At 63.2% G+C, this 24,684-nt stretch carries 15 protein-coding genes; 7 read left to right on the forward strand and 8 right to left on the reverse strand.

The window, feature by feature from the left end; translation table 11 throughout:
• Positions 1-13 precede the first annotated feature (13 nt).
• From CAF70_RS02140 to CAF70_RS02165, 5 genes are all read left to right on the forward strand, one after another.
• The gene (locus CAF70_RS02140; RefSeq protein WP_085621686.1) at positions 14-1,642 is read left to right on the forward strand and encodes an SPOR domain-containing protein; all 1,629 of its coding nucleotides are present in this window, start codon (positions 14-16) and stop codon (positions 1,640-1,642) included.
• A gap of 373 nt (positions 1,643-2,015) precedes the next feature.
• Positions 2,016-6,461, forward strand: coding sequence for a glutamate synthase large subunit (gltB, locus tag CAF70_RS02150; RefSeq protein ID WP_085621687.1), 4,446 nt, complete (start codon positions 2,016-2,018; stop codon positions 6,459-6,461).
• 106 nt (positions 6,462-6,567) lie between these two features.
• Positions 6,568-7,986 carry an FAD-dependent oxidoreductase gene (locus tag CAF70_RS02155; RefSeq protein ID WP_019098286.1) on the forward strand — a complete coding sequence of 473 codons (1,419 nt, stop codon included), beginning with the start codon at positions 6,568-6,570 and terminating at the stop codon, positions 7,984-7,986.
• Positions 7,987-8,178: 192 nt separating this feature from the next.
• Positions 8,179-9,243, forward strand: a complete 1,065-nt coding sequence (gene hemE, locus CAF70_RS02160; protein ID WP_085621688.1) for a uroporphyrinogen decarboxylase — start codon at positions 8,179-8,181, stop codon at positions 9,241-9,243.
• A gap of 116 nt (positions 9,244-9,359) precedes the next feature.
• Positions 9,360-9,707, forward strand: a complete 348-nt coding sequence (locus CAF70_RS02165) for a YgiW/YdeI family stress tolerance OB fold protein (RefSeq protein ID WP_085621689.1) — start codon at positions 9,360-9,362, stop codon at positions 9,705-9,707.
• 81 nt (positions 9,708-9,788) lie between these two features.
• Here the strand turns inward: CAF70_RS02165 and CAF70_RS02170 are convergent, their stop codons facing one another.
• Positions 9,789-10,976 carry an MFS transporter gene (locus CAF70_RS02170; protein WP_256573238.1) on the reverse strand — a complete coding sequence of 396 codons (1,188 nt, stop codon included), beginning with the start codon at positions 10,974-10,976 and terminating at the stop codon, positions 9,789-9,791.
• Positions 10,977-11,142: 166 nt separating this feature from the next.
• Between CAF70_RS02170 and CAF70_RS02175 the strand changes: the two genes are divergently transcribed.
• Both CAF70_RS02175 and CAF70_RS02180 read left to right on the forward strand, forming a co-directional pair.
• On the forward strand, positions 11,143-12,042 hold the full coding sequence (locus CAF70_RS02175) for a LysR family transcriptional regulator (RefSeq protein WP_085621691.1): 900 nt from the start codon (positions 11,143-11,145) through the stop codon (positions 12,040-12,042).
• Between the two features lie 76 nt (positions 12,043-12,118).
• Complete coding sequence (locus CAF70_RS02180) at positions 12,119-12,892, forward strand: ParA family protein (protein WP_085621692.1); 774 nt, start codon at positions 12,119-12,121, stop codon at positions 12,890-12,892.
• Here CAF70_RS02180 and trxC read toward each other — a convergent pair.
• The 7 genes from trxC to betI form a co-directional block, all read right to left on the reverse strand.
• Entirely contained in the window at positions 12,889-13,323 is a 435-nt protein-coding gene (trxC, locus tag CAF70_RS02185; protein ID WP_085621693.1) for a thioredoxin TrxC, read from the reverse strand. The genes CAF70_RS02180 and trxC overlap by 4 nt on opposite strands.
• A 129-nt stretch (positions 13,324-13,452) precedes the next feature.
• Positions 13,453-14,913 (reverse strand): protein adenylyltransferase SelO, encoded by a 1,461-nt coding sequence (gene selO / locus CAF70_RS02195; protein ID WP_085621694.1) that lies wholly within the window; start codon positions 14,911-14,913, stop codon positions 13,453-13,455.
• A gap of 180 nt (positions 14,914-15,093) precedes the next feature.
• Entirely contained in the window at positions 15,094-18,402 is a 3,309-nt protein-coding gene (gene mscK, locus CAF70_RS02200) for a mechanosensitive channel MscK (RefSeq protein ID WP_085621695.1), read from the reverse strand.
• Positions 18,403-18,437: 35 nt separating this feature from the next.
• Complete coding sequence (locus CAF70_RS02205) at positions 18,438-20,180, reverse strand: potassium/proton antiporter (RefSeq protein ID WP_085621696.1); 1,743 nt, start codon at positions 20,178-20,180, stop codon at positions 18,438-18,440.
• Positions 20,181-20,447: 267 nt separating this feature from the next.
• The gene (gene betA / locus CAF70_RS02210) at positions 20,448-22,145 is read right to left on the reverse strand and encodes a choline dehydrogenase (protein WP_085621697.1); all 1,698 of its coding nucleotides are present in this window, start codon (positions 22,143-22,145) and stop codon (positions 20,448-20,450) included.
• 77 nt (positions 22,146-22,222) lie between these two features.
• Entirely contained in the window at positions 22,223-23,695 is a 1,473-nt protein-coding gene (gene betB, locus CAF70_RS02215) for a betaine-aldehyde dehydrogenase (RefSeq protein ID WP_085621698.1), read from the reverse strand.
• Between the two features lie 39 nt (positions 23,696-23,734).
• Positions 23,735-24,391 (reverse strand): transcriptional regulator BetI, encoded by a 657-nt coding sequence (gene betI, locus CAF70_RS02220; protein WP_003259891.1) that lies wholly within the window; start codon positions 24,389-24,391, stop codon positions 23,735-23,737.
• Between the last annotated feature and the right edge of the window lie 293 nt (positions 24,392-24,684).

Below are 24,684 nucleotides of genomic sequence, written 5' to 3' on the forward strand. Positions count from 1 at the left end.
TTGTGACAGCGCAATGACCAGTTTGCATGCCGATGAGGCCTTTCTCGACCATTACCAGTTGAGCCACGATCCGTTCGCGCCCCGCGTGCCCGGCTTCAAGTTCTTCCCGGCCCAGCGCAAGCCCGTGCTCGGCCAACTGCACCACCTGGCGCGCTACAGCCAGCTGATGCTGGTAGTCAGCGGCCCGCTGGGCAGCGGCAAGACCCTGCTGCGCCAGGCCCTGGTGGCCAGCACCAACAAGCAGGCGGTGCAGAGCGTGGTGGTGTCCGCCCGTGGCGCCAGCGATGCCGCCAGCGTACTGAGCCAGGTCGCGCAGAACCTGGATGTGGCCCAGGCCGAAGTGCAGGCAATCCTGGCCAAGGTGGTGCAACTGGCACTGACCGGCCAGGAAGTGTATTTGCTGGTGGACGATGCGGAACAACTCGACGAGTCGGCACTCCAAGCGTTGCTGGAATTGGCGGCGGGTTTACCGGAAGGGCGCCCGCATGTGTTCCTGTTCGGTGAGCCGTCGCTGATTGCCGGGCTGGAGGAGATCAATGTCGAGGAAGAACGCTTCCACATCATTGAGCTCGCCCCCTACAGTGAAGAAGAGACCCGCGAGTACCTGGAGCAGCGCCTGGAAGGTGCTGGCCGGGGCATCGAGGTGTTCAGCCGTGAACAGATCGTCGATATCCATGAAAACTCCGACGGCTGGCCTGGCAACATCAACCAGGTCGCCCGTGACACTTTGATCGAAGCCATGATCGCCAGCCGCTCGACGGCCAAGCGACCATCCATGGGGTTCAAGATGCCTAAAAAACATGTGCTCGCGCTGTCCGCTGTGGTTGTGGTCGCGGTTGCGGCCGCGGTGTTGATGCCGAAGAAAGGTGACAAGGCGCCTGCCGAAGCGCCGGCTGCCCAGGCCCAGCTGCCGCTTGGCGAGGGCCAGGCCAATGGTGGCAACCCGGCCATCGAGTTCTCGGGGTCGTCCCAGCCGATGCCGCTGCCGCTGGTTGGCCAGTCGCAGCCGGTGATGCGCGAGCCGCTGGCCCAGGCCGCGGGCATGGGCGAGGGTGAAGAGGGCAGCCCGGCCGGTGATACTGCCCTGCAGCCAGGCAACCCACCGCCAACCGTGACCACCATCGCGCCGCCGCAAGGTGTGCCGGCGGGCCCGGCACCGGTACCTGCCCAGCCAGTAGCCACCGCGCCAGCCCAGCCGGTGCAGCCACAGCCGGTAGCGCCTGCGCCAAAACCTGTTGCAACCCAGCCTGCCAAGCCGGTAGCGCCTGCCAAGCCTGCACCTGCACCGACCCAGGTCGCCGTGGCCAAGCCGGCCGCCAAGCCCGCCGACAAGCCAGCAGCTGGTGGCAGCGGCAACAGCGGCTGGTACGCCGGGCAGAAACCTGGCAATTACGTGGTGCAAATCCTGGGTACCAGCTCCGAGGCTTCGGCCCAGGCCTTCGTCAAGGCCCAAGGTGGCGACTATCGCTACTTCAAGAAAAACCTGCAGGGCAAGCCGCTGTACGTAGTCACTTACGGCAACTTCGCCAACCGCGACGCAGCGGTTGCGGCAATCAAGAACTTGCCAGCGAAGGTCCAGGCTGGTAAACCTTGGCCACGTACCGTCGCCAGCGTCCAACAAGAGCTGGCCTCGGCCCGCTGATACCTGCCGGGCGGCATCACCCCCGCCGCCCAGTTGCTGAGCGATAACGACATTCGAATAGCCTGCTGCGCCTGAGCGCGGCAGGCTTTTCTGTCCCAGACTGCCGGCCACAAGCCTTTACTTGCAGTCATGGCTGAAACGCTTCAGACTCGAGCCAAGCCGCTATCACGGCGCATGGCGCAAAAACATTCAAAATTGCGACATAAATTTTCAATGGTGAGACATGAAAATTTGTGAGCATCGCTGTCGCTGTGCAACAATGGTTTTCCATGGCCACCGCAAAAAAGCTGGCGTTTGATCGGCGTGGATGGTAAGTGGTTGTTAAAAAAGAGATTTACCTCCGTTGAGAGGTGAACCTGGTGAGAATGTGTCTATGAAAACAGGTCTGTACCATCCCGAAGAATTCAAGGACAACTGTGGTTTTGGCCTGATCGCCCATATGACGGGCGAACCGAGCCACCATCTTCTGCAAACCGCCATGCAGGCCCTGACTTGCATGACCCACCGCGGCGGCATCAACGCCGACGGCAAGACCGGTGACGGTTGCGGTCTGCTCATGCAGAAGCCCGATCAGTTCCTGCGTGCCGTGGCCCAGGAGCACTTCGCCGTCGAGCTGCCCAGGCAGTACGCCGTCGGCATGGTGTTCTTCAACCAGGACGCGGTCAAAGCCGAAGCCGCCCGCGCCAACATGGACCGCGAAATCCTCGCTGCCGGCCTGAAACTGGTCGGCTGGCGCAAGGTGCCGATCGACACTAGCGTGCTCGGCCGCCTGGCCCTGGAGCGCCTGCCGCAGATCGAGCAGGTGTTCATCGGTGGGGAAGGCCTCAGCGACCAGGAATTCGCCATCAAGCTGTTCAGTGCCCGTCGCCGTTCGTCCGTGGCCAACGCCCACGACGCCGACCACTACATCTGCAGCTTCTCGCACAAGACCATCATCTACAAAGGCCTGATGATGCCGCGCGATCTGGCGGCGTTCTACCCGGACCTGGGTGACGAGCGCCTGCAAACCGCGATCTGCGTGTTCCACCAGCGCTTCTCCACCAACACCCTGCCGAAATGGCCGCTGGCGCAGCCGTTCCGCTTCCTCGCCCACAACGGCGAGATCAACACCATCACCGGCAACCGCAACTGGGCCATGGCCCGTCGCACCAAGTTCGCCAACGACCTGATCCCCGACCTCGAAGAGCTCGGCCCGCTGGTCAACCGCGTCGGTTCCGACTCCTCCAGCATGGACAACATGCTGGAGCTGATGGTCACCGGCGGTATCGACCTGTTCCGTGGTGTGCGCATGCTGGTACCGCCAGCCTGGCAGAACGTCGAGACCATGGACGCCGACCTGCGCGCCTTCTACGAATACAACTCCATGCACATGGAACCGTGGGATGGCCCGGCCGGTATCGTCATGACCGAAGGCCGCCACGCGGTGTGCCTGCTCGACCGTAACGGTCTGCGCCCGGCGCGCTGGGTGACCACCAAGAACGGCTACATCACCCTGGCCTCGGAAATCGGCGTATGGGACTACAAGCCCGAGGACGTCATCGCCAAGGGCCGTGTCGGCCCGGGCCAGATCTTCGCCGTGGACACCGAAACCGGCCAGATCCTCGACACCGACGCTATCGACAACCGCCTGAAGTCGCGCCACCCGTACAAACGCTGGCTGCGTCAGCATGCCACGCGCATTCAGGCGACGCTGACCGACGACCAGGGCGTGGCCAGCTACGACGCCGACCAGCTCAAGCAATACATGAAGATGTTCCAGGTCACCTTCGAGGAGCGTGACCAGGTGCTGCGCCCGCTCGGCGAGCAGGGCCAGGAAGCGGTCGGCTCGATGGGTGACGACACGCCGATGGCCGTGCTGTCGCAGCGCGTGCGTTCGCCGTACGACTTCTTCCGCCAGCAGTTCGCCCAGGTGACCAACCCGCCGATCGACCCGCTGCGCGAAGCGATCGTCATGTCCCTGGAAATCTGCCTGGGTGCCGAGCGCAACATCTTCCAGGAATCCCCGGAGCACGCTTCGCGGGTAATCCTCAGCTCGCCGGTCATTTCGCCCGCCAAGTGGCGTTCGCTGATGAACCTGGAGCGCGAAGGCTTCGACCGCCAGCTGATCGACCTCAACTATGAAGAGAGCGTCGGCCTGGAAGCGGCCATCCGCAACATCGCCGACCAGGCTGAAGAAGCCGTGCGCGCTGGCAAGACCCAGCTGGTGCTGAGCGACCGCTACATCGCCCCGGGCAAGCTGCCGGTACACGCCTCGCTGGCTGTGGGTGCGGTGCACCACCGCCTGACCGAACAGGGCCTGCGTTGCGACAGCAACATCCTGGTGGAAACCGCCACCGCCCGTGACCCCCATCACTTCGCCGTGCTGCTGGGCTTCGGTGCCTCGGCCGTTTATCCGTACCTGGCCTATGAAGTGCTGGCTGATCTGATCCGTACCGGCGAAGTGCTGGGCGACCTGGACGAAGTCTTCAAGTACTACCGCAAGGGCATCTCCAAGGGCCTGCTGAAGATCCTGTCGAAGATGGGTATCTCCACCATCGCCTCGTACCGTGGCGCGCAGCTGTTCGAAGCCATCGGCCTGGCCGAGGAAGTGGTCGGCCTGAGCTTCAAGGGCGTTTCCAGCCGCATCAAGGGTGCGCGTTTCGCAGACCTGGAAAGCGACCAGAAACTGCTGGCAGCCGAAGCCTGGAGCGCGCGCAAGCCGATCCAGCAAGGCGGCCTGCTGAAGTTTGTCCATGGTGGCGAATACCACGCCTACAACCCGGACGTGGTCAACACCCTGCAGGCTGCCGTGCAGCAGGGCGATTACGCCAAGTTCAAGGAATACACCACGCTGGTCGATCAGCGTCCGGTGTCGATGATCCGCGACCTGCTGAAGGTGAAGGTGGCCGACCAGCCGCTGCCGCTGGAGCAGATCGAGCCGCTGGAGGCGATCCTCAAGCGCTTCGACTCTGCCGGTATCTCGCTGGGCGCACTGTCGCCAGAGGCCCACGAAGCGCTGGCCGAGGCGATGAACCGCCTGGGCGCGCGTTCCAACTCCGGTGAGGGCGGTGAAGACCCGTCGCGCTACGGCACCATCAAGAGCTCGAAGATCAAGCAGGTGGCCACCGGCCGCTTTGGCGTGACCCCGGAATACCTGGTCAACGCCGAAGTGCTGCAGATCAAGGTTGCCCAGGGCGCCAAGCCCGGGGAGGGCGGCCAGCTGCCAGGCGGCAAGGTCAACGGCCTGATCGCCAAGCTGCGTTACGCGGTACCGGGCGTGACCCTGATCTCGCCACCGCCGCACCACGACATCTACTCGATCGAAGACCTGGCTCAGCTGATCTACGACCTCAAGCAGGTCAACCCGCAGGCCCTGGTTTCGGTCAAGCTGGTGGCAGAAGCCGGTGTCGGCACCATCGCCGCCGGTGTGGCCAAGGCCTATGCCGACCTGATCACTATCTCCGGCTACGACGGTGGTACCGGTGCTTCGCCGCTGACCTCGATCAAGTACGCCGGCGCCCCATGGGAGCTGGGCTTGGCCGAGACCCACCAGACCCTGCGCGGCAACGACCTGCGCGGCAAGGTGCGGGTACAGACCGACGGCGGCCTGAAGACCGGCCTGGACGTGATCAAGGCGGCCATCCTCGGCGCCGAGAGCTTCGGCTTCGGTACCGCGCCAATGATCGCCCTGGGCTGCAAGTACCTGCGTATCTGCCACCTGAACAACTGCGCCACCGGCGTGGCTACCCAGAACGACAAGCTGCGCAAGGACCACTACATCGGCACCGTCGACATGGTGATCAACTTCTTCACCTTCGTCGCCGAAGAAACCCGTGAGTGGCTGGCCAAGCTGGGCGTGCGCAGCCTCGGCGAGCTGATCGGCCGTACCGACCTGCTCGACGTGCTGCCAGGTGACACCGAGCGCCAACAGTATCTGGACCTGTCGCCGCTGCTGGGCAGCTCGCACATCCCGGCCGACAAGCCGCAATTCTGCGAAGTCGACAAGAACCCGCCGTTCGACCAGGGCGAGCTGGCCGAGAAGATGGTGGAAATGGCCATGCCGGCCATCCGCGACCAGGCCGGTGGCGAGTTCAACCTCGACATCTGCAACTGCGACCGCTCCATCGGTGCGCGCGTGTCGGGCGAGATCGCCCGCCTGCACGGCAACCAGGGCATGGCTGCGGCGCCGATCACCTTCCGTTTCAAGGGCACCGCGGGCCAGAGCTTCGGCGTGTGGAACGCCGGTGGCCTGAACCTGCACCTGGAAGGTGACGCCAACGACTACGTCGGCAAGGGCATGACCGGTGGCAAGGTCACCATCGTGCCGCCTGCCGGTAGCCCGTTCGAAACCCAGCACAGCGCCATCGTCGGCAACACCTGCCTGTACGGCGCCACTGGCGGCAAGCTGTTTGCCGCGGGTACTGCTGGCGAGCGCTTCGCTGTACGTAACTCCGGCGCCCACGCTGTTGTCGAGGGCACTGGCGATCACTGCTGTGAATACATGACCGGCGGCTTTGTCTGCGTGCTGGGCAAGACCGGTTACAACTTCGGTTCTGGCATGACTGGCGGCTTCGCCTACGTGCTCGACATGGACAATACCTTCGTCGACAAGCTCAACCATGAGCTGGTGGAAATCCAGCGTATCAGTGGTGAAGCGATGGAGGCCTACCGCAGCCACCTGGCGCGGGTCCTTGCCGAGTACGTGGAAGAGACCGGCAGCGAGTGGGGGCGTGAGCTCTCGGAGAACCTGGACGACTACGTGCGGCGCTTCTGGCTGGTCAAGCCGAAGGCAGCCAACCTGAAGCAACTGCTGTCCAGCACCCGTGCCAACCCGCAGTAACAACAGCTGCAAGTGACGGCCCCGTGCGCGGGGCCCGTCGTGCTCAAGTGATCGTCTTGCAGCTTGCAGCCTGAGGCTGGCAACTGCGGTAAAGAGGTTTTGAAAAATGGCTGAACGTCTGAACAACGACTTCCAGTTCATCGAAGTGGGCCGCAAGGACCCGAAGAAAAAGCTGCTGCGCCAGCGCAAGAAGGAGTTCGTGGAAATCTACGAGCCGTTCAAGCCGCAGCAGTCCGTGGAGCAGGCGCACCGCTGCCTGGGCTGCGGTAACCCGTATTGCGAATGGAAGTGCCCGGTACACAACTTCATCCCCAACTGGTTGAAGCTGGTCTCCGAAGGCAACATCCTGGCCGCGGCGGAACTGTCGCACCAGACCAACACCCTGCCGGAAGTGTGCGGCCGCGTATGCCCGCAGGATCGCCTGTGCGAGGGTGCCTGCACCCTGAACGACGGCTTTGGTGCGGTGACCATCGGCTCGGTGGAGAAGTACATCACCGACACCGCCTTCGCCATGGGCTGGCGCCCGGACATGTCCAAGGTCAAACCAACCGGCAAGCGCGTCGCCATCATCGGTGCCGGCCCGGCCGGCCTGGGCTGTGCCGACGTGCTGGTACGTGCCGGTGTGACTCCGGTGGTGTTCGACAAAAACCCGGAAATCGGTGGCCTGCTGACCTTCGGCATTCCTGAGTTCAAGCTGGAAAAGACCGTGCTCAGCAACCGTCGTGAAGTGTTCACCGGCATGGGTATCGAGTTCCGCCTGAATACCGAGGTGGGCAAGGATGTGACCATGGAACAGCTGCTCGCCGAATACGACGCGGTGTTCATGGGCATGGGTACCTATACCTACATGAAGGGCGGTTTCCCGGGTGAGGACCTGCCAGGCGTGCATGATGCGCTGGATTTCCTCATCGCCAACGTCAACCGCAACCTCGGCTTCGAGAAGTCGCCGGAAGACTTCGTCGACATGCAGGGCAAGAAGGTGGTAGTGCTGGGCGGTGGTGACACCGCGATGGACTGCAACCGTACCTCGATCCGCCAGGGCGCCAAGTCGGTGACTTGCGCCTATCGCCGTGACGAAGCCAACATGCCGGGTTCGCGCAAAGAGGTGAAGAACGCCAAGGAAGAAGGCGTGAAGTTCCTCTACAACCGCCAGCCTATCGCCATTGTCGGCGAGGACAAGGTCGAAGGCGTGAAGGTGGTCGAGACCCGTCTCGGCGAACCGGATGCCCGTGGCCGTCGCAGTCCCGAGCCAATCCCGGGGTCCGAAGAGATCCTGCCGGCCGATGCCGTGGTCATCGCCTTTGGCTTCCGCCCGAGCCCCGCGCCGTGGTTCGAGCAGCATGGCATCCAACTGGACAGCCAGGGCCGTGTGGTGGCGCCGGAGAAGGGCAAGTTCAAGCACCAGACCAGCAACCCGAAAGTGTTTGCCGGTGGCGACATGGTGCGCGGGTCGGACCTGGTGGTGACGGCTATCTTCGAAGGGCGTACTGCTGCTGAAGGTATTCTGGACTACCTGGAAGTCTGATTTTCGACCAGTTCGCGGGCATGCCCGCTCCCACAGGGTCAGCGCAGAATCTGTGGGAGCGGGCGTGCCCGCGAAGCTTTGTATACAAAAACGCTTGATCTGTGGCATCCAATAGACAAAACGCATGGCCATGGCCGTGCCTTTTGCGCTGGCCTCTGAGAAAATGCCCGCACTATTTTTCCGGATGCCGACATGACTGCCCTGAAGAACGATCGTTTCCTGCGTGCACTGCTCAAGCAACCCGTAGACGTCACCCCGGTGTGGATGATGCGCCAGGCCGGCCGCTACCTGCCGGAGTACCGCGCCAGCCGCGCCAAGGCCGGTGACTTCATGAGCCTGTGCATGAGCCCGCAGTTCGCCTGCGAGGTTACCCTGCAGCCGCTGGACCGCTATCCGCTGGACGCAGCGATCCTGTTCTCGGACATCCTCACCATCCCCGATGCCATGGGCCTGGGCCTGTATTTCGAAACCGGCGAAGGTCCGCGTTTCAAGAAGGTCATCAGCACCCCGGCCGACATCGAAGCGCTGCCGATCCCCGACCCGCAGCAAGACCTTGGTTATGTGATGGACGCCGTCAGCACCATCCGCCGCGAACTGAATGGTCGCGTACCGCTGATCGGCTTCTCCGGCAGCCCTTGGACCTTGGCCACTTATATGGTCGAAGGCGGCTCGTCGAAGGACTTCCGCAAGACCAAGGCCATGGCCTACGACAACCCGCAGGCTCTGCACCTGCTGCTGGACAAGCTGGCCCAGTCGGTCACCAGCTACCTCAATGGCCAGATCCTCGCGGGTGCCCAGGCTGTACAGATTTTCGACACCTGGGGTGGCAACCTGTCGGCGGCGGCTTACCAGGAGTTTTCCCTGGCCTACATGCGCAAGATCGTCAGCGGCCTGATCCGCGAGCACGAAGGGCGCAAGGTGCCGGTGATCCTGTTCACCAAGAACGGCGGCCTGTGGCTGGAAAGCATCGCTGAAGCCGGTGCCGACGCGCTGGGCCTGGACTGGACCTGCGAGATCGGCGATGCCCGCCGCCGCGTGGGTGACAAGGTGGCGTTGCAGGGCAACATGGACCCGACCGTGCTGTACGCCAAGCCCGAGGCCATCCGCAAGGAAGTGGCGCGCATCCTGGGCAGCTATGGCCACGGCACGGGCCATGTGTTCAACCTGGGCCACGGCATCACCCCGGAAGTCGACCCGGAGCACGCTGGCGTGTTCATCAACGCCGTGCATGAGCTGTCGGCGCAGTATCATCAGTGAATTGATTGCTGAACACGAAAGCCCGGCCATGTGCCGGGCTTTTTGTTGCATTAAGTTTTAATTCAGCGATCGTCGTTAATCTGGTCCCATCGAAACCGAAACAGGACCCGATCCTCATGAAAGCACGTTATCTTGCGTTGATCCTCGCCCCGTTGTTCAGCACTGCCGCCCTGGCCGCCGGTTATACCGGCCCCGGTGCCCAGTCCGTCACCACTGTAGCAGCGGCCAACGACGCTGCCGACGACACACCAGTGGTGCTGCAAGGCTTCGTGACCAAAAAGATCAACAACGACGACAAGTACGAGTTCAAGGACAACACCGGCACCATCACCGTGGAAATCGATGATGAAGACCTGCCGACGACACCGTTCAATGACAAGACCAAGGTCAAGCTGACCGGCGAGGTGGAGAAGCACCTGATGAGCCGGGAGGTGGATGTGGATATGGTTGAGATCATCAACTGATCCGAGGGCTTATTCGCGGGCACGCCCGCTCCCACAGGGTACTGCGCCGAACCTGTGGGAGCGGGCGTGCCCGCGAATGCTTCACACCGATTTCGGTGGCAGCTTGCTCAGGTGTAGCGCCACCAGCAACGCCACCACCAGCAGGCTGCCGATGAACAACCCGATGCCATTCCAACCCCACTGGTGCCAGAACACCCCGCCCGCCGTACCGGCCACACTCGACCCCGCGTAATAGCTGAACAGGTACAACGACGACGCCTGCCCCTTGGCCTTCAAGGCCCGGCGGCCGATCCAGCTGCTGGCCACCGAGTGCGCGCCGAAGAAGCCAAAGGTGAACACCAGCATGCCGGCAATCACCATCACCAGCGGGCTGGCCAGGGTCATCAGCAAGCCGCCCGCCATGACCACGATACTGGCCCAGAAAACCTTGCGCCGGCCCAGCTTGTCGGCCAACGCGCCGACCTGCGCCGAGCTGTAGATGCCCGACAGGTACACCACCGACAGCAAGCCGACCAGCGCCTGGTTCATGTGGTAGGGCTCGGCCAGCAGGCGGTAGCCGATGTAGTTGAACAGGGTGACGAAAGCGCCCATCAGCAGGAAGGCTTCGAGGAACAGCCAGGGCAGGCCGGCATCCCTGAAGTGCATGACGAAACCATCCAGCAGGCTGCGTGGGTTCATCGCCTGCGCGCGGAAATTGCGCGATTCGGGCAGCACCTTCCAGAACACCAGCGCCGCCACCAGGGCCAGGCCGCCGATGGTCAGCATCGCCGTGTGCCAGCTGACGAAGTCGATCAGCACGCCGGTGATCAGGCGCCCGCTCATACCGCCAATGGCATTGCCACCGATATACAAGCCCATGGCCAGGCCGATGTGCTGTGGGTGAATTTCTTCGCTCAGGTAGGTCATGGCCACCGCCGCCAGGCCGCTAAGTGACAGGCCGACCAGGGCGCGGGTGGCCAGTACCAGCTCCCAGCTCGGCATTATCGCGCTGGCCAGGGTGGAGAGGGCGGCGCAGACCAGGGCAAACACCATCACCGGCTTGCGCCCGATGCGGTCGGAGATGGGGCCGGTGATCAACAGGCCGAACGCCAGCATGGCTGTGGAGACCGACAGCACCAGGCTGCTCTGCGCCGCATTGATGGCAAATTCCTTCGACAGCAACGGCATCATCGGCTGCACGCAGTACAGCAGGGCGAAGGTGGCGAAGCCGCCGCTGAACAGTGCCAGCACGGTCTTCATGAAAGCGGGGGTGCCTTTTTCGATCCACATTTCGTTCAGCGAGGCAGGTTCGGGCTCGGCGGGAAGGGGCGCTACAGCAGTTTTCACGGGCGGGTACCTCTGGCGCAATGAAAAAAAGCATATAGCTGGCTAATAATTACATCCAATATATTGTTCGACCTATTTGAGACGTTTTGCGACCTGTTCGGAGCCGCTCATGGAATTGCGTCATCTGCGTTACTTCATCGCCGTGGCCGAAGAGCTGCACTTTGGCCGCGCTGCTCGGCAGTTGGGTATTTCGCAACCCCCCTTGAGCCAACAGATCCAGGCGCTGGAGCAGGAACTGGGGGCCCGCCTGTTCGAGCGTACCAACCGTCGGGTCGAGCTGAGCGAGGCAGGGCGGCTGTTCCTCGACGAAGCCCGCCAGGCACTGGCGCAGGTGGCGCGGGCTGCCGATGTGGCCCGGCGTGCGCAGTTGGGTGAACTGGGGGAGATGAAGATCGGTTTTACCTCGTCGGCACCGTTCACCTCGAAGATCCCCAAGGCCATCCATGCCTTCCGCCAGCGCTTCCCGGCGGTGCACCTGAACCTAAAGGAAATGAGCAGCCGCGACGTTGCAGAAGGCGTATTCGACGAGTCTATCGAGGTGGGGCTGATGCGGCCGATGCCGCTGCCGGAAGGGCTGGTGGCCACTGAACTGTTTCGCGAGCCGCTGGTGGCGGTGATCAATGCCTCTCATCCATTGGCAGAAGGCACGGAACATGGCGTGCACATGGGCGACCTGGCCGATGAGCCGTTCGTGTTCTTCCCACGCAGCTATGGCAGCGGGTTGCATGCGCAGCTGCTGAGCCTGGCGCGCCAGGCGGGTTTCAGCCCGCATTTTGCCCAGGAAGCTGGGGAGGCGATGACCATCATTGGCCTGGTGTCGGCGGGGCTTGGGGTGTCGGTGCTACCGGCGTCGTTCCAGCGCATGCGCATCGAGGGGGTGGTTTATCGCACGTTGCTGGATGAAGGGGCGATATCGGCGGTATGGCTGGTGCAGCGCGAGCGCGGCAATTCGGTGATGGCCAAGGCATTTGCCGAACTGTTGACGGGGCAGGTGGGCGGCCAAGGGTAATGCCGGTCAAATGGCACTGGCCATTGCCGCAGTGGCGCCACATACTCGGGCATTCGTTGATACACGGAGGTCAATCATGCGGCGCGTGGTGTTCAATCAGAAAGGTGGCGTGGGCAAGTCGAGTATCGCCTGCAACCTGGCGGCGGTCAGTGCCAATGAAGGCTACCGGACCCTGTTGATCGACCTGGATGCCCAGGCCAACTCGACCCAGTACCTCACCGGCCTCACCGGCGAGGACATCCCCATGGGCATCGCCGACTTCTTCAAGCAAAGCCTGTCCAGCGGGCCGTTCAGCAAGAAGAACAAGGTCGATATCTACGAAACCCCGTTCGATAACCTGCACGTGGTGACCGCCACTGCCGAGCTGGCCGACCTGCAGCCGAAGCTTGAGGCCAAGCACAAGATCAACAAATTGCGCAAATTGCTCGACGAACTGGACGAGGACTACGAGCGCATCTACATCGATACCCCGCCGGCGCTGAATTTCTATGCGGTTTCCGCATTGATCGCCGCCGATCGCGTGCTGATCCCCTTCGACTGCGACAGTTTTTCCCGTCAGGCGCTGTATGGCCTGCTGGCCGAGATCGAAGAACTCAAGGACGACCACAACGAAGACCTGGTGGTCGAAGGCATCGTGGTCAACCAGTTCCAGTCCCGTGCCAGCCTGCCGCAGCAGATGCTCGACGAGCTGCTGGCCGAAGGGCTGCCGGTGCTACCGGTGTACCTGGGTAGTTCGGTGAAGATGCGAGAGTCGCACCATGCCAGCCTGCCGCTGATTCACCTGGAGCCCAGGCACAAGCTGACCCAGCAGTTCGTCGAGTTGCATTCGCTGCTCGAAGAGAATGCTTAGACCCCCTGGCTACGCAACCACTCCAGCAACGACTGCAGTGGAAACGCCCCGGCCTGGCGACTGACTTCACGGCCATTCTTGAACAGCAGCAGGCTGGGGATCGAGCGGATGCCCAGTTGCCCGGCCAGGTTGCGGTTGGCTTCGCTGTCGAGCTTGGCCAGGCGGCAGCGGCCGGCCAGTTGGCGGGCGGCCTGTTCGAAGGTGGGGGCGAAGGACTTGCACGGGCCGCACCAGTCGGCCCAGATGTCGACCAGCAATGGCAGGTCGCCTTTGATCTGGCTGGCGTAGCTGGCTTCGCTGAGTTCGAAGGGGGTGCTCAGCAGTACGTCCTGTTTGCAGCGGCCACATTTCGGCGCGTCGCCCAGGCGCTCGGCGGGCAGGCGGTTGAGGCCGTTGCAGTGGGGGCAGGGGATTACCAGTGGTTCGGACATTTCATCTCCAATAGGTGTATCGCGAATCCCCGTGGGAGCGGGCTTGCCCGCGAACACCGGCGAAGCCGGTGCCATCCATCGCGTTGTCTGCTTCGCGGGCAAGCCCGCTCCCACAGGTTTCGGTGTTAATCAGGAAGAGCAGCTGATTTCCAGATGCTTGCCCCATTCCGGTGGGCGTTCGGCGTAGGCCTGCATTCCGGCTTGCTCTTCGAAGGGCTTGCTCAGCACCTGATGCAGCCGCCGCACTTCGCTGTAATCCCCTGCTTCGGCCGCTTCGATGGCTTTCTGTGCCAGGTAGTTGCGCAGCACGTAAAGCGGGTTCACCGCATGCATGCGCTCACGCCGCCCTTCGGCATTATCCGCTTCGCGTGCGCAGCGGGCCAGGTAGTCCGCCCCCCAGGCATCGAAACCGGCCAGGTCGATGAAGTCGTCGCGCACCACTTTCAGCGCCTCGCTGACCGGCTGATCGCCCAGCCTGCGGAAGAACAGGTTGTAGTCCACACCTCCACTCTGCATGCGCTGCAACAGGCGCTCCACCAGCGCCATGTCTTCCTCTTCCCCGGTGGTCAGACCCAGGCGCCGGCGCATCAGGTCCAGATAGTGTGCCTGGTACAGCGGCAGGAACATGCCCAGCGCTTCCTTGAGCGGTTCGACTTCGATCACCGTGGTCAGGGCCTGTGCCAGCGCACTGAGGTTCCAGTGGGCGATCGGTACCTGGTTGGCGTAGCTGTACCGGCCACGGTCGTCGGAGTGGTTGCAGATGAAGTTGGCGTCGAAGTCGTCGAGGAAGGCGTACGGGCCGAAATCGAAGGTGATACCGAGGATCGACATGTTGTCGGTGTTCATCACCCCGTGGCAGAAACCATAGGCCTGCCAGCGGGCGATCAGCTCGGCATTGCGTTCGACGATGGTGCGGAACATGGCCAGGTAGGGCTGTTCGGCATCGCGGCATTCCGGATAGTGCTGCTCCAGCACATGGTCGATCAGCACCCGCTGCTGTTCTGGTTGCCTGGTGTAGTAGAAGTACTCGAAATGCCCGAAGCGCACATGGCTTTGCGCCAGTCGGGTGAGCATGGCGGCGCTTTCGCGGGTTTCGCGCCACACCGGGGTGCTCGAGCCGATCACACACAGCGCCCGGCTGCTGGGAATGCCCAGGGCGTGCAGGGCCTCGGAGGCGAGGAACTCGCGGATCGAGGAGCGCAGCACGGCGCGGCCGTCGCCCATGCGCGAGTAGGGCGTCTGTCCCGCGCCCTTGAGGTGCAGGTCCCAGTGTTCGCCTGCGTCGTTGAGTACTTCGGCCAGCAGCAGGCCACGGCCATCACCCAGGCGCGGGTTGTAGGAGCCGAACTGATGGCCGGAATAGACCATCGCCCGAGGGTCCGCTTCTTCCCACAGCTTGTGGCCGCTGAACAGCTCGGCGAAAACCGGCAGCTCTGCCTGGGCCGGGTCAAGGTCGAGCAGCGCCATGGCCGACTCGCTCGCTACCACCAGGCGCGGGTCTGCGATGGGTTCGGGCAGCACCTGGGTGGAGAACGCGTCGCCCAGGCGGGCAAAGCGATTGTCGAAGGTGAGTTGGTCGAGGGCTTTCACGGGGCCGGCTCCAGAAATTGATGGACTGGGGCCGCTTTGCGGCCCTTCGCGGGCAAGCCCGCTCCCACAGGTATTGCGCAGTGCCTGAGAGCGGCGCGGCCCTTGTGGGAGCGGGCGCGCCCGCGAACGAGGGCGAAGCCCTCGCAGGGATTCTGCACAGAATAAAGTATTAGAGCCCACTCAGGCCGAAGCAGTGCCATCCGGTTTTGGCTGTTCCACCGGAATCAGCTGCTGTTTGCCGCCCTTCGGGTCCATCAGGAACACCTCGACCTGGCGCACCGAGATTTTGATATTGTGCGCCTTGAATTCGCGGTTGATGTACCGGTTGATCTCGTCCAGCGTCGGGTTGCGGTCGCCCAGGTCGCGTACGTGCATGCGCAGCTCGTGGTCCAGCGAGCTCTCGCCAAAGTTGAGGAAGTACACGATCGGCTCCGGGTCCTTGAGTACGCGTGGGTTTTCATGGGCGCCCTTGAGCAGCAGATCGCGCACCAGGTCCAGGTCCGAGCCATAGTCGATGCCCAGCTTCAGCGTTACCCGGGTGACCGTGTCGGTCAGCGACCAGTTGATCAGCTGGCCGGTGATGAAGGTCTTGTTGGGGACGATGATGTCCTTGCGGTCGAAGTCGGTGATGGTGGTGGCACGGATGCGTATCTTGCTCACCGTGCCCGACAGGTTGCCGATGGTGATGGTGTCGCCAATCCGTACCGGGCGCTCGAACAGGATCATGATGCCGGAGATGAAGTTGGCGAAGATTTCCTGCATGCCGAAGCCCAGGCCCACCGACAGCGCGGCCACCAGCCATTGCAACTTGTCCCAGCTGACCCCCAGGGTCGACAAGGTGCTGACGATACCGATACCGACGATGGTGTACGACAACAGCGTGGTGGTGGCGTAGGCACTGCCCTGGGCAAGATTCAGGCGTGACAGCACCAGCACTTCCAGCAGGCCCGGCAAGTTGCCGGCCAGGGCGAAGGTGATGCCGACGATCACCAGAGCGCCCAGCAGGTCGCCGAGGCTGATAGGTACCATGCTGGCGGCAGCGCCAGTGCCGCTGGTGTATTCGTAGAGGACGAAGTTGTTGAGGTAGGCGAACACCGAGATCAGGTCCGACCACACCCAGTACAGGCCGGCGATGAAGCCGCCAAGCAGCGCCAGGCGAATCAGGCGCAGCGACTGTTGGTTGACCTGTTCGATGTCCAGTGTCGGTTCTTCGGTGATGACCTCGCCATCCAGCCCTTCCTTGACCGCTGCCCGCTTGCTTAGCGCGCGCTGGTAGGCCAGGCGCCGTGCCGCCACCGACAGGCCGCGCACGAATGCGGCTTCGATCACCAGCCAGAACAGCAGCAGGTACAGGGTATAGATCAGCCGGTCGGTCAGTTTCAGTGCGGTGTAGTAATAGCCGAAGCACACGGCCACGAACAGGGCGATGGGCAGGGCGGTGAAGGCCACGCCCACGGCCTTGCGGAACAGCGAGGTGTCGCGGTGCGCCGGGCTGCTGAGCAACAGCCGGCTGAGCAGCCAGGCCATCAGTGCATAGCAGGTCAGCACCACGCCGATACCCAGTACATCATCGGCCAAGGCCGAAGGCTGATGTTCGGCCACCGCCACCACACCGACCAGTGCCAGTACCACGGTGCCCAGGCGGCGCACCCAGCCGCGCAGGAACTCGACCTGCGGCTTGTGCCAGCGGAAGTGGATTTCCGCCACGCCGCCCGGGGCGAGGATGCGGTAGGCGGTGTAGAACACCAGCCAGGCCTGGGCCAGTTGCCAGAGGGCAGCGCCGAGGTTGGCATTCTGCCCGCGGGCGTCGATCTGCAGGGCGTAGCTGCACAGGGCCAGGCCCAGGCTGACCGGCATTGCCAGCAGGATGTTGATGAGGATCGCCTGCGGTGTATGCCACTGGCTGTCACGACGGAAATGGCCGATGTCCTGGTGCACCTTGCCCAGCCGTTGGTACAGGTATTTGCGCCGCCACAGCAGGGCGCCGATCACCAGCAGCAGCGGCAGGAACAGCAACGGGCGCTGGCTCAGGCCGTCGGCCAGTTCCTTCAGGCCCGAGCCCCACGGCAGGTTGGCCACCTGGTCGGCCAGGCGTTCCGGCACATAGCGCAGCCAGTCCCAGTCCAGCGGTTTGTTGCTGGGGATCCAGAACATCTGCTCGTCGAGGGTGGTGCGCAGGCTCTGGGCGGTGCCCAGCAGCTGCTTCTGGTTGAGCTGCAGGGTGATCGATTCGTTGAGCAATGCCGACAGCTCGCGGTTCAACCGCTCCAGCAGGTCGCTGCGGGTTATCGCCACTTCCAGCAGGGCCTTGCGCAGCTGTGGCGTCACTTCTTCCTGTGGTTGGGCGGCCAGCAGCTTGTCGACGTAGGTGACCGGGCTGCTCATCTGCTCGCGTTGCTGGTTGACCTCGAACTGGTACAGGCGGGTGTCGGCGATCTGGTCGGCGAGGTCGCGGTCGACCTTCAGGTGCGGCAGGGTCTGCTTCTGCTTGTAGAGGATTTTCGACAGCAGCAGGCTGCCCTTGAGCACGTTGATCTGCTCGTCCAGCGCCTGGTCGGCCTGGGTCAGGCTGTCCAGTTGCTGCTTGGTGCGCAGGTTCTGCTGGGTCAGCTCGTTGAGGCGGTCAGTGCTTTTCAGCAGGTAGTCGGAGAGCTTGAGGTTGACCGCGCTTTCGGTGGCCAGCAGGCTGCTGCCGCCGGCTTTCTGGGCTTCGATCGACTGCTGGGTGACCGCTTCCTGGGACTGGGCCAGGCGCTTGTCGTTGATCAGGGTCTGCAGGTCCTGGATTTCCTGCTCCAGACGTGCGGCGCGCTCGATCAGCAGGTCGTGGCGGGCGTTGCCCAGGTCTTGCAGCAGGCTGTTGCCGGCCAGCTCCTGGCGGCGCAGCAGGGTCAGTGCGTTCAGCGAGGCCAGTTCGGCATTCAACTGGTTGCGCTGGTCGGCGTTGATCGGTTTGCCGGCGTCCTTGCCGGTCTTGAGGATGCTGTTGATCTGCTGGGTGCGTGCCTGGCTGTTGCTGATCTCGGCCTGGGCGCGTTCCGGGCGGGTCTGCGAGTTGATGATCAGGCTGTTGGCTTCGGACAACGCCTTCTGCAGCTCGCCCTGCAGGGTGCTGCGCTCGCTGAGCATCTGCTCCAGTTGCGGCACGGAGAGGGCGGCGTAACGCTGGGCCACCGGCTGAGGCTTGCTTTCCTTGAGCCTGGCCAGTTCGCGCTGGCTGTCACTGGTTTCCTTCGGCGCACCGGCCAGCTGCTGCTTGAGCGCGGCGAGTTTCTTCTCGTTGTCTTCCTTGCTGGCGAGCAGGCTGAGAGTTTGCTCCAGCACCTGCTGCAGGGCTTTCTGCTCGGCCTCGGGCAGCTTGCGCTCGGCGATCTTGTCGAGGCTGTTCTGGATGCTGGCGGTGGTCGGGGCTTCTGCTGCAGTTGCTGCAAAAGAGAGAGACAGGCACAGCCCGAGCAGGGCTGTGCGAAGGTACACGCGCAGGGACATAGGCAGACTACTTGTGGATCCGGCAGAAACGAAGTTTAGAGGAACAATCCTGGTCCGGGTCGCGTTCCTTCGGGGAATCTGACGCCTACTTTCTGAATCTTGTTCCCGTCCATTGTGGCCACGGTCCAGATCGTGCCATGCCATTCGACCTGGTCACCTACTACTGGAGCGCCTCCGACCTTCTGTCGGATGAACTGGGCTAGCGGCATTTTCGCGTCCAGACCGTCGAGTTTCAGGCCATACAGTGCTGCCACCGCACCCAGTTCGGCATCGCCTTCGAGCACGAAGTCGCCGAAGAAACGCAGGTCCAGGCCACGTTGTGGCGCCTGGCTGAACAGTTTGCCCAAGGCCGGCAGGTTGTGCTCGTGACCGATCACGCAGAGCATGTCCCCCACTTCCAGCACGGTGCTGCCTGACGGGTGCAGCAGCTGCTCGCCCCGGAACAGCGCGGCGATCCGCGTGCCTTCGGGCATTTTCAACTCGCGCAGGGCGGCGCCGATACACCATTTTTCGGCGCCCAGGCGGTAAACGAACATTTCCCACTCGCTGGTGATGTGCACTTCCAGGGCGGAGCGGGAGATCGGTGCCGGGTCTGGCGGTACCGTCACTTTCAGCAGCTTGGCCATCCACGGCAGGCTGGTGCCTTGCACCAGCAGCGACACCAGCACGATGAAGAAGGCCAGGTTGAAGAACAGCTGGGCGTCCGGCAAGCCGGCCATCAACGGGAACACCGCAAGGATGATCGGCACCGCACCGCGCAGGCCGACCCACGAGATGAAGCCCTTTTCACGGCCATGGAAAGCCTTGAACGGCAGCAGGGCGGCGACCACCGACAGCGGGCGCGCCACCAGGATCATCCACAGTGCCAGACCCAGCGCCGGCAGGGCGATGGGCAGCAGATCGTGGGGCGTGACCAGCAGCCCCAACACCAGGAACATGCCGATCTGCGCCAGCCAGGCCATGCCGTCGAGCATGTGCAGAATACCGTGGCGGCTGCGGATCGGCTTGTTGCCCAGTACCAGGCCGCACAGGTACACGGCAAGGAAGCCGCTGCCGTGCAGGGCGTTGGTCGCCGAGAACACCGCCAGGCCGCCGGCGACCACCAGGATGGGGTACAGGCCGCCGGCCAGGTTGATGCGGTTGACCAGTTGCAGCATCAGCCAGCCGCCGCCCAGCCCCAGCAGCCCGCCAATGCCGAACTCGCGCAGCAGGTGGGCGAGCAGGCTCCAGTGCAGGCCAGTCTGGCCGCTGGCGATCATGTCGATCAGGGTGACAGTGAGGAACACCGCCATCGGGTCGTTGCTGCCCGACTCGATTTCCAGGGTAGCGGTAACCCGTTCGTTCAGGCCTTTGCCGCCGAGCAGCGAGAACACCGCCGCAGCGTCGGTAGAGCCGACGATGGCGCCGATCAGCAGGCCCTGGATCAGGCTGAGGTTGAACAGCCAGGCGGCAACCAGGCCGGTGAGGGCGGTGGTGATCATTACCCCGACCGTGGCTAGCGACAGCGCTGGCCACAGCGCCACGCGAAAGCTTGCCACCCGTGTGCGCAGGCCACCGTCGAGCAGGATCACGGCCAGTGCCAGGTTGCCCACCAGGTAGGCGGTGGGGTAGTTGTTGAAGATGATGCCGCCACCATCCACACCGGCGACCATGCCGACGGCGAGGATGATGACCAGAATAGGGATGCCCAGGCGCGACGACAGCGAGCTGACCAGGATACTTGCACCCACCAGCAATGCGCCGATCAGGAACAGGCTGTTGATGGTGCTTGCATCCAAAGGCAGGTACTCCGGGGACCGCAGGGGGGAGGGGACTTGATAGCATGACGCTAGCAGGTCGCGTGCCAAATGATTCTAACCTGATGAATTGGCAGGCTGTAAAGCGTTTCTGCAGATGAAAAAAAGGCACCGCGGTGGGTGCCTTTTGATGTGTTGCCTATGCGGGCCTCTTCGCGGGCTTGCCCGCTCCCACAGGGATATCGCAAGGCCTGCTGGCGATGCAATACCTGTGGGAGCGGGCGCGCCCGCGAAGAGGCCAGTGCAGGCTTACGCCTGTTTCACTTCACGCATCGGCTTGCCCTTCACCGGTGCATCACCCGCCACATAGTACTTGGCGGTGCTGCGCGGCAGCGGTTTGCGGCCACGGATCTTGTCCGAGATTTTCTCGGCGATCATGATCGTGGTGGCGTTGAGGTTACCGGTAATGATCAGCGGCATGATCGACGCATCGACCACGCGCAGGCCCTTCATGCCATGCACACGGCCTTCGCCGTCGACCACCGCCATGTCGTCGGTGCCCATCTTGCACGAGCAGGACGGGTGGAAGGCGGTTTCGGCGTGCTCGCGGATGAACTTGTCCAGTTCTTCATCGGTTTGCACGTGTGCGCCCGGGCTGATCTCGCGGCCACGGTACGGGTCCAGTGCCGGCTGGGCCATGATTTCGCGGGTCAGACGGATGCCGTCCCGGAATTCCTGCCAGTCCTGTTCGGTGGACATGTAGTTGAACAGGATGCTCGGGTGTTGGCGCGGGTCCTTCGACTTGACCTGGATGCGGCCGCGGGCAGGCGAGCGCATGGAGCCCATGTGCGCCTGGAAGCCGTGTTCCTTCACGCCATTGGAGCCGTTGTAGTTGATGGCCACCGGCAGGAAGTGGTACTGGATGTTCGGCCACTTGAATTCAGGGCGGGTGCGAATGAAACCACCGGCCTCGAACTGGTTGCTGGCGCCGATGCCGGTGCCGTTGAACATCCACTCGGCACCGATGGCCGGCTGGTTCCACCACAGCAGCGACGGGTACAGCGACACCGGCTGGGTGCAGGCGTACTGCAGGTACAGTTCCAGGTGGTCCTGAAGGTTTTCGCCCACGCCCGGCAAGTCGTGCACCACCGGGATGTCGAGGCTTTCCAGCAGGGCGCGCGGGCCGACGCCGGAGCGCTGCAGCAGCTGCGGCGAAGCGATGGCGCCCGAGCTGACGATGACTTCCTTGCGGGCACGGGCTTCAACGCGTTCTTCGCTGTCGCCGACCAGGTAGGTCACGCCAATTGCGCGCTTGCCGTCGAACAGCACACGGTCGGTCAGGGCGTGGGTGACGATGGTCAGGTTCGGGCGCTTCTTTGCCTGGTCCAGGTAGCCACGAGCGGTGCTGGAACGGCGGCCGTTCTTGGTCACGGTACGGTCCATGGGACCGAAGCCTTCCTGCTGGTACCCATTGAGGTCTTCGGTGCGCGGGTAACCGGCCTGCACGCCGGCTTCGACCATGGCGTGGAACAGTGGGTTGTTGCCCGCTTTTGGCGTGGTCACGCTGACCGGACCTTCGCCGCCGTGATAGTCGTTCGGGCCGATGTCGCGGGTCTCGGCTTTACGGAAGTACGGCAGGCAGTCCAGATAGGTCCAGTCTTCCAGGCCTGGCAGTTCTGCCCAGCCGTCGAAGTCCATGGCGTTACCGCGGATGTAGCACATGCCGTTGATCAGCGACGAGCCGCCCAGGCCCTTGCCGCGGCCACATTCCATGCGGCGGCCGTCCATGTACGGCTCCGGGTCGGTTTCGTAGGCCCAGTTGTAGCGGCGACCCTGTAGCGGGAAGGCCAGGGCGGCCGGCATCTGGGTACGGAAGTCGAAGCGGTAGTCGGGGCCACCGGCTTCCAGCAGCAGTACGGTGACGCCGGCATCTTCGGTCAGGCGGGTCGCCAGGGTGTTACCGGCCGAGCCGGCACCGACGATGATGTAATCGAATTCTTGGGACATGAAAGTACCCTCGTGTTGGCGGTGATCAGGGAGCGGGAACGCCCGTGCGCAGCGGCACGGGCGGGGCTAGACAGGGTTCAGAAAACCGAGTTGTAGCCGCCCAGCTCGACCTGGACCGACTTGATGCGAGTGTATTGAGCCAGCGAGCTGATGCCGTTCTCACGGCCGACACCCGACTGCTTGTAGCCACCGACCGGCATTTCGGCCGGCGATTCGCCCCAGGCGTTGATCCAGCAGATACCGGCTTCCAGCTTGTGGATGATGCGGTGGGCGCGGGTGATGTCGTTGGTGCAGACACCGGCGGCCAGGCCGTATTCGGTGTCGTTGGCACGGCGGATCACTTCTTCTTCGGTTTCGTAGGTGAGGATGCTCATCACCGGGCCGAAGATCTCTTCCTTGACGATGGTCATGTCGTCGGTGCAGTCGGTGAACACGGTCGGGGCCACGAACGCGCCCTTGGCGAAATCACCGGCGGTCAGGCGCTCGCCACCGCACAGTACGCGGGCACCTTCTTCCTTGCCCTTGGCGATGTAGCCAAGCACGCTTTCCATGTGCTGGAAGCTGACCAGCGGGCCGAAGTTGGTGTTTTCGTCTTCCGGGTTGCCAGCGCGGATGCGGGCAACACGCTCGACGATCTTGGCTTCGAAGGCAGCCTTCATTTCAGCCGGGATGAACACGCGGGTGCCGTTGGTGCAGACCTGGCCCGAGCTATAGAAGTTGGCCATCATGGCGATGTCGGCGGCCTTGTCCAGGTCGGCGTCGGCGCAGATGATCAGTGGCGACTTGCCGCCCAGTTCCATGGTGACTTCCTTGAGCGACGAGCTCGAGGCGCTGGCCATGACCTTCTTGCCGGTGGTGGTGCCGCCGGTGAAGGAGACTTTTTCGATACGTGGGTGCTCGGTCAGCCAGGTGCCGACTTCGCGGCCGCTGCCGGTCAGGACGTTGAACACGCCGTTCGGCAGGCCGGCTTCGGTGTAGATCTCGGCCAGTTTCAGGGTGGTCAGCGAGGTGACTTCCGACGGCTTGAAGATCATCGCGTTGCCGGCGGCCAGGGCCGGGGCGGATTTCCACAGGGCGATCTGGATCGGGTAGTTCCAGGCGCCGATACCGGCGGTTACGCCCAGCGGCTCGCGGCGGGTATAGACGAAGGACGATTCACGCAGCGGGATCTGCTCGCCTTCGATGGCCGGTACCAGGCCAGCATAGTACTCCAGCACGTCGGCGCCGGTGACGATGTCGACGTAACGGGTTTCAGAGTACGACTTGCCGGTGTCCAGGGTTTCCAGCATGGCCAGCTCGTCGTTGCGCTCGCGCAGGATCTCGACGGCGCGGCGCAGGATGCGCGAACGCTGCATGGCGGTCATCGCGGCCCAGATTTTCTGGCCACGCTCGGCGCTTTCGACGGCCTTCTCGACGTCAGCCGCGGTGGCACGTTGCACGTGGGCGAGGACTTCGCCGGTGGCCGGGTTGATGGCTTCGAAGGTGGCATCGCTGCCAGCGTCGACGTAAGCGCCATCAATGTAGAGTTTTTGCGTTCCGAAACGGGCCATAGTGTCCTCGCAAGTGCAGTGTGTGGTTTGGCTTGCGCGTCACGCTCCTGCCGGGTTGGCAAGGGCCGTGCGCGGTTGTTCAGCGGCCTGGTCGTTTGTACCCAGGGTGTGCTGTTTAGCCAGTTGTAGATCCATGTATTCGTAAGCAATCCGTATCGCCTGGTCGGTGTCGAATGCATCACCCGACAGGGCGCCACGCAGCCACAAGCCGTCGATCAGAGCCGCCAGGCCGCGGGCGGCCTTGCGCGCATGGTAGAGCGGCAGGGCGCGGCGGAACTGGCAGCACAGGTTGGAATACAAGCGGTGGTCGTTGATCCGCTGCAACCTGTGCAAATCGGGCTGGTGCATGCTGGAAGCCCAGAAGGCCAACCAGGTTTTCATCGCCGGGCCGTTCACCTGGCTGGCATCGAAGTTGCCCTCGATGATCACTTTCAGGTGAGCGCGCGGGCTGTCGTCCGTCAGGGCCTGGCGACGTGCTCTGACACCTTCGTTGAGCATGTTCATGATGTAACCCATCGTCGCTGCGATCAGGCCGTTCTTGTCCCGAAAGTAGTGACTGATGATGCCGTTCGACACACCGGCCAAACGGGCAATCAGCGCAATGCTGGCGTCACCCAGTCCGACCTGATCGACCGCCTGCAATGTGGCTTCGATCAACTGCTGGCGGCGGATGGGTTGCATACCGACCTTGGGCATCTTGCTATCTCCTCAGGCCTGCGAGCAGACGACGGGCGGCTGACTCGGCGAAGGCCAGTCTATTTTGTTTTGATTGAACGTTCAATCAATAAAGAATAAGCTCTGCGACAATTTGTGCCATTGACAGTTTTTCAGGCGGTCGAAAAGGCACGAGTTGACACCCCAGGAAATCGCGTAACCCCCGGAATACAAGGCGTTGACGGGCATGAGCGATGCGAAATGCAGATTCTGCCGTACGGTCATCTACCCTGCGGCGGGCCCTTGGAGCGGGCGGGGTGATCTGTGACGAATGC

Source organism: Pseudomonas sp. B19(2017), assembly GCF_002113165.1.
GTDB lineage: Bacteria > Pseudomonadota > Gammaproteobacteria > Pseudomonadales > Pseudomonadaceae > Aquipseudomonas.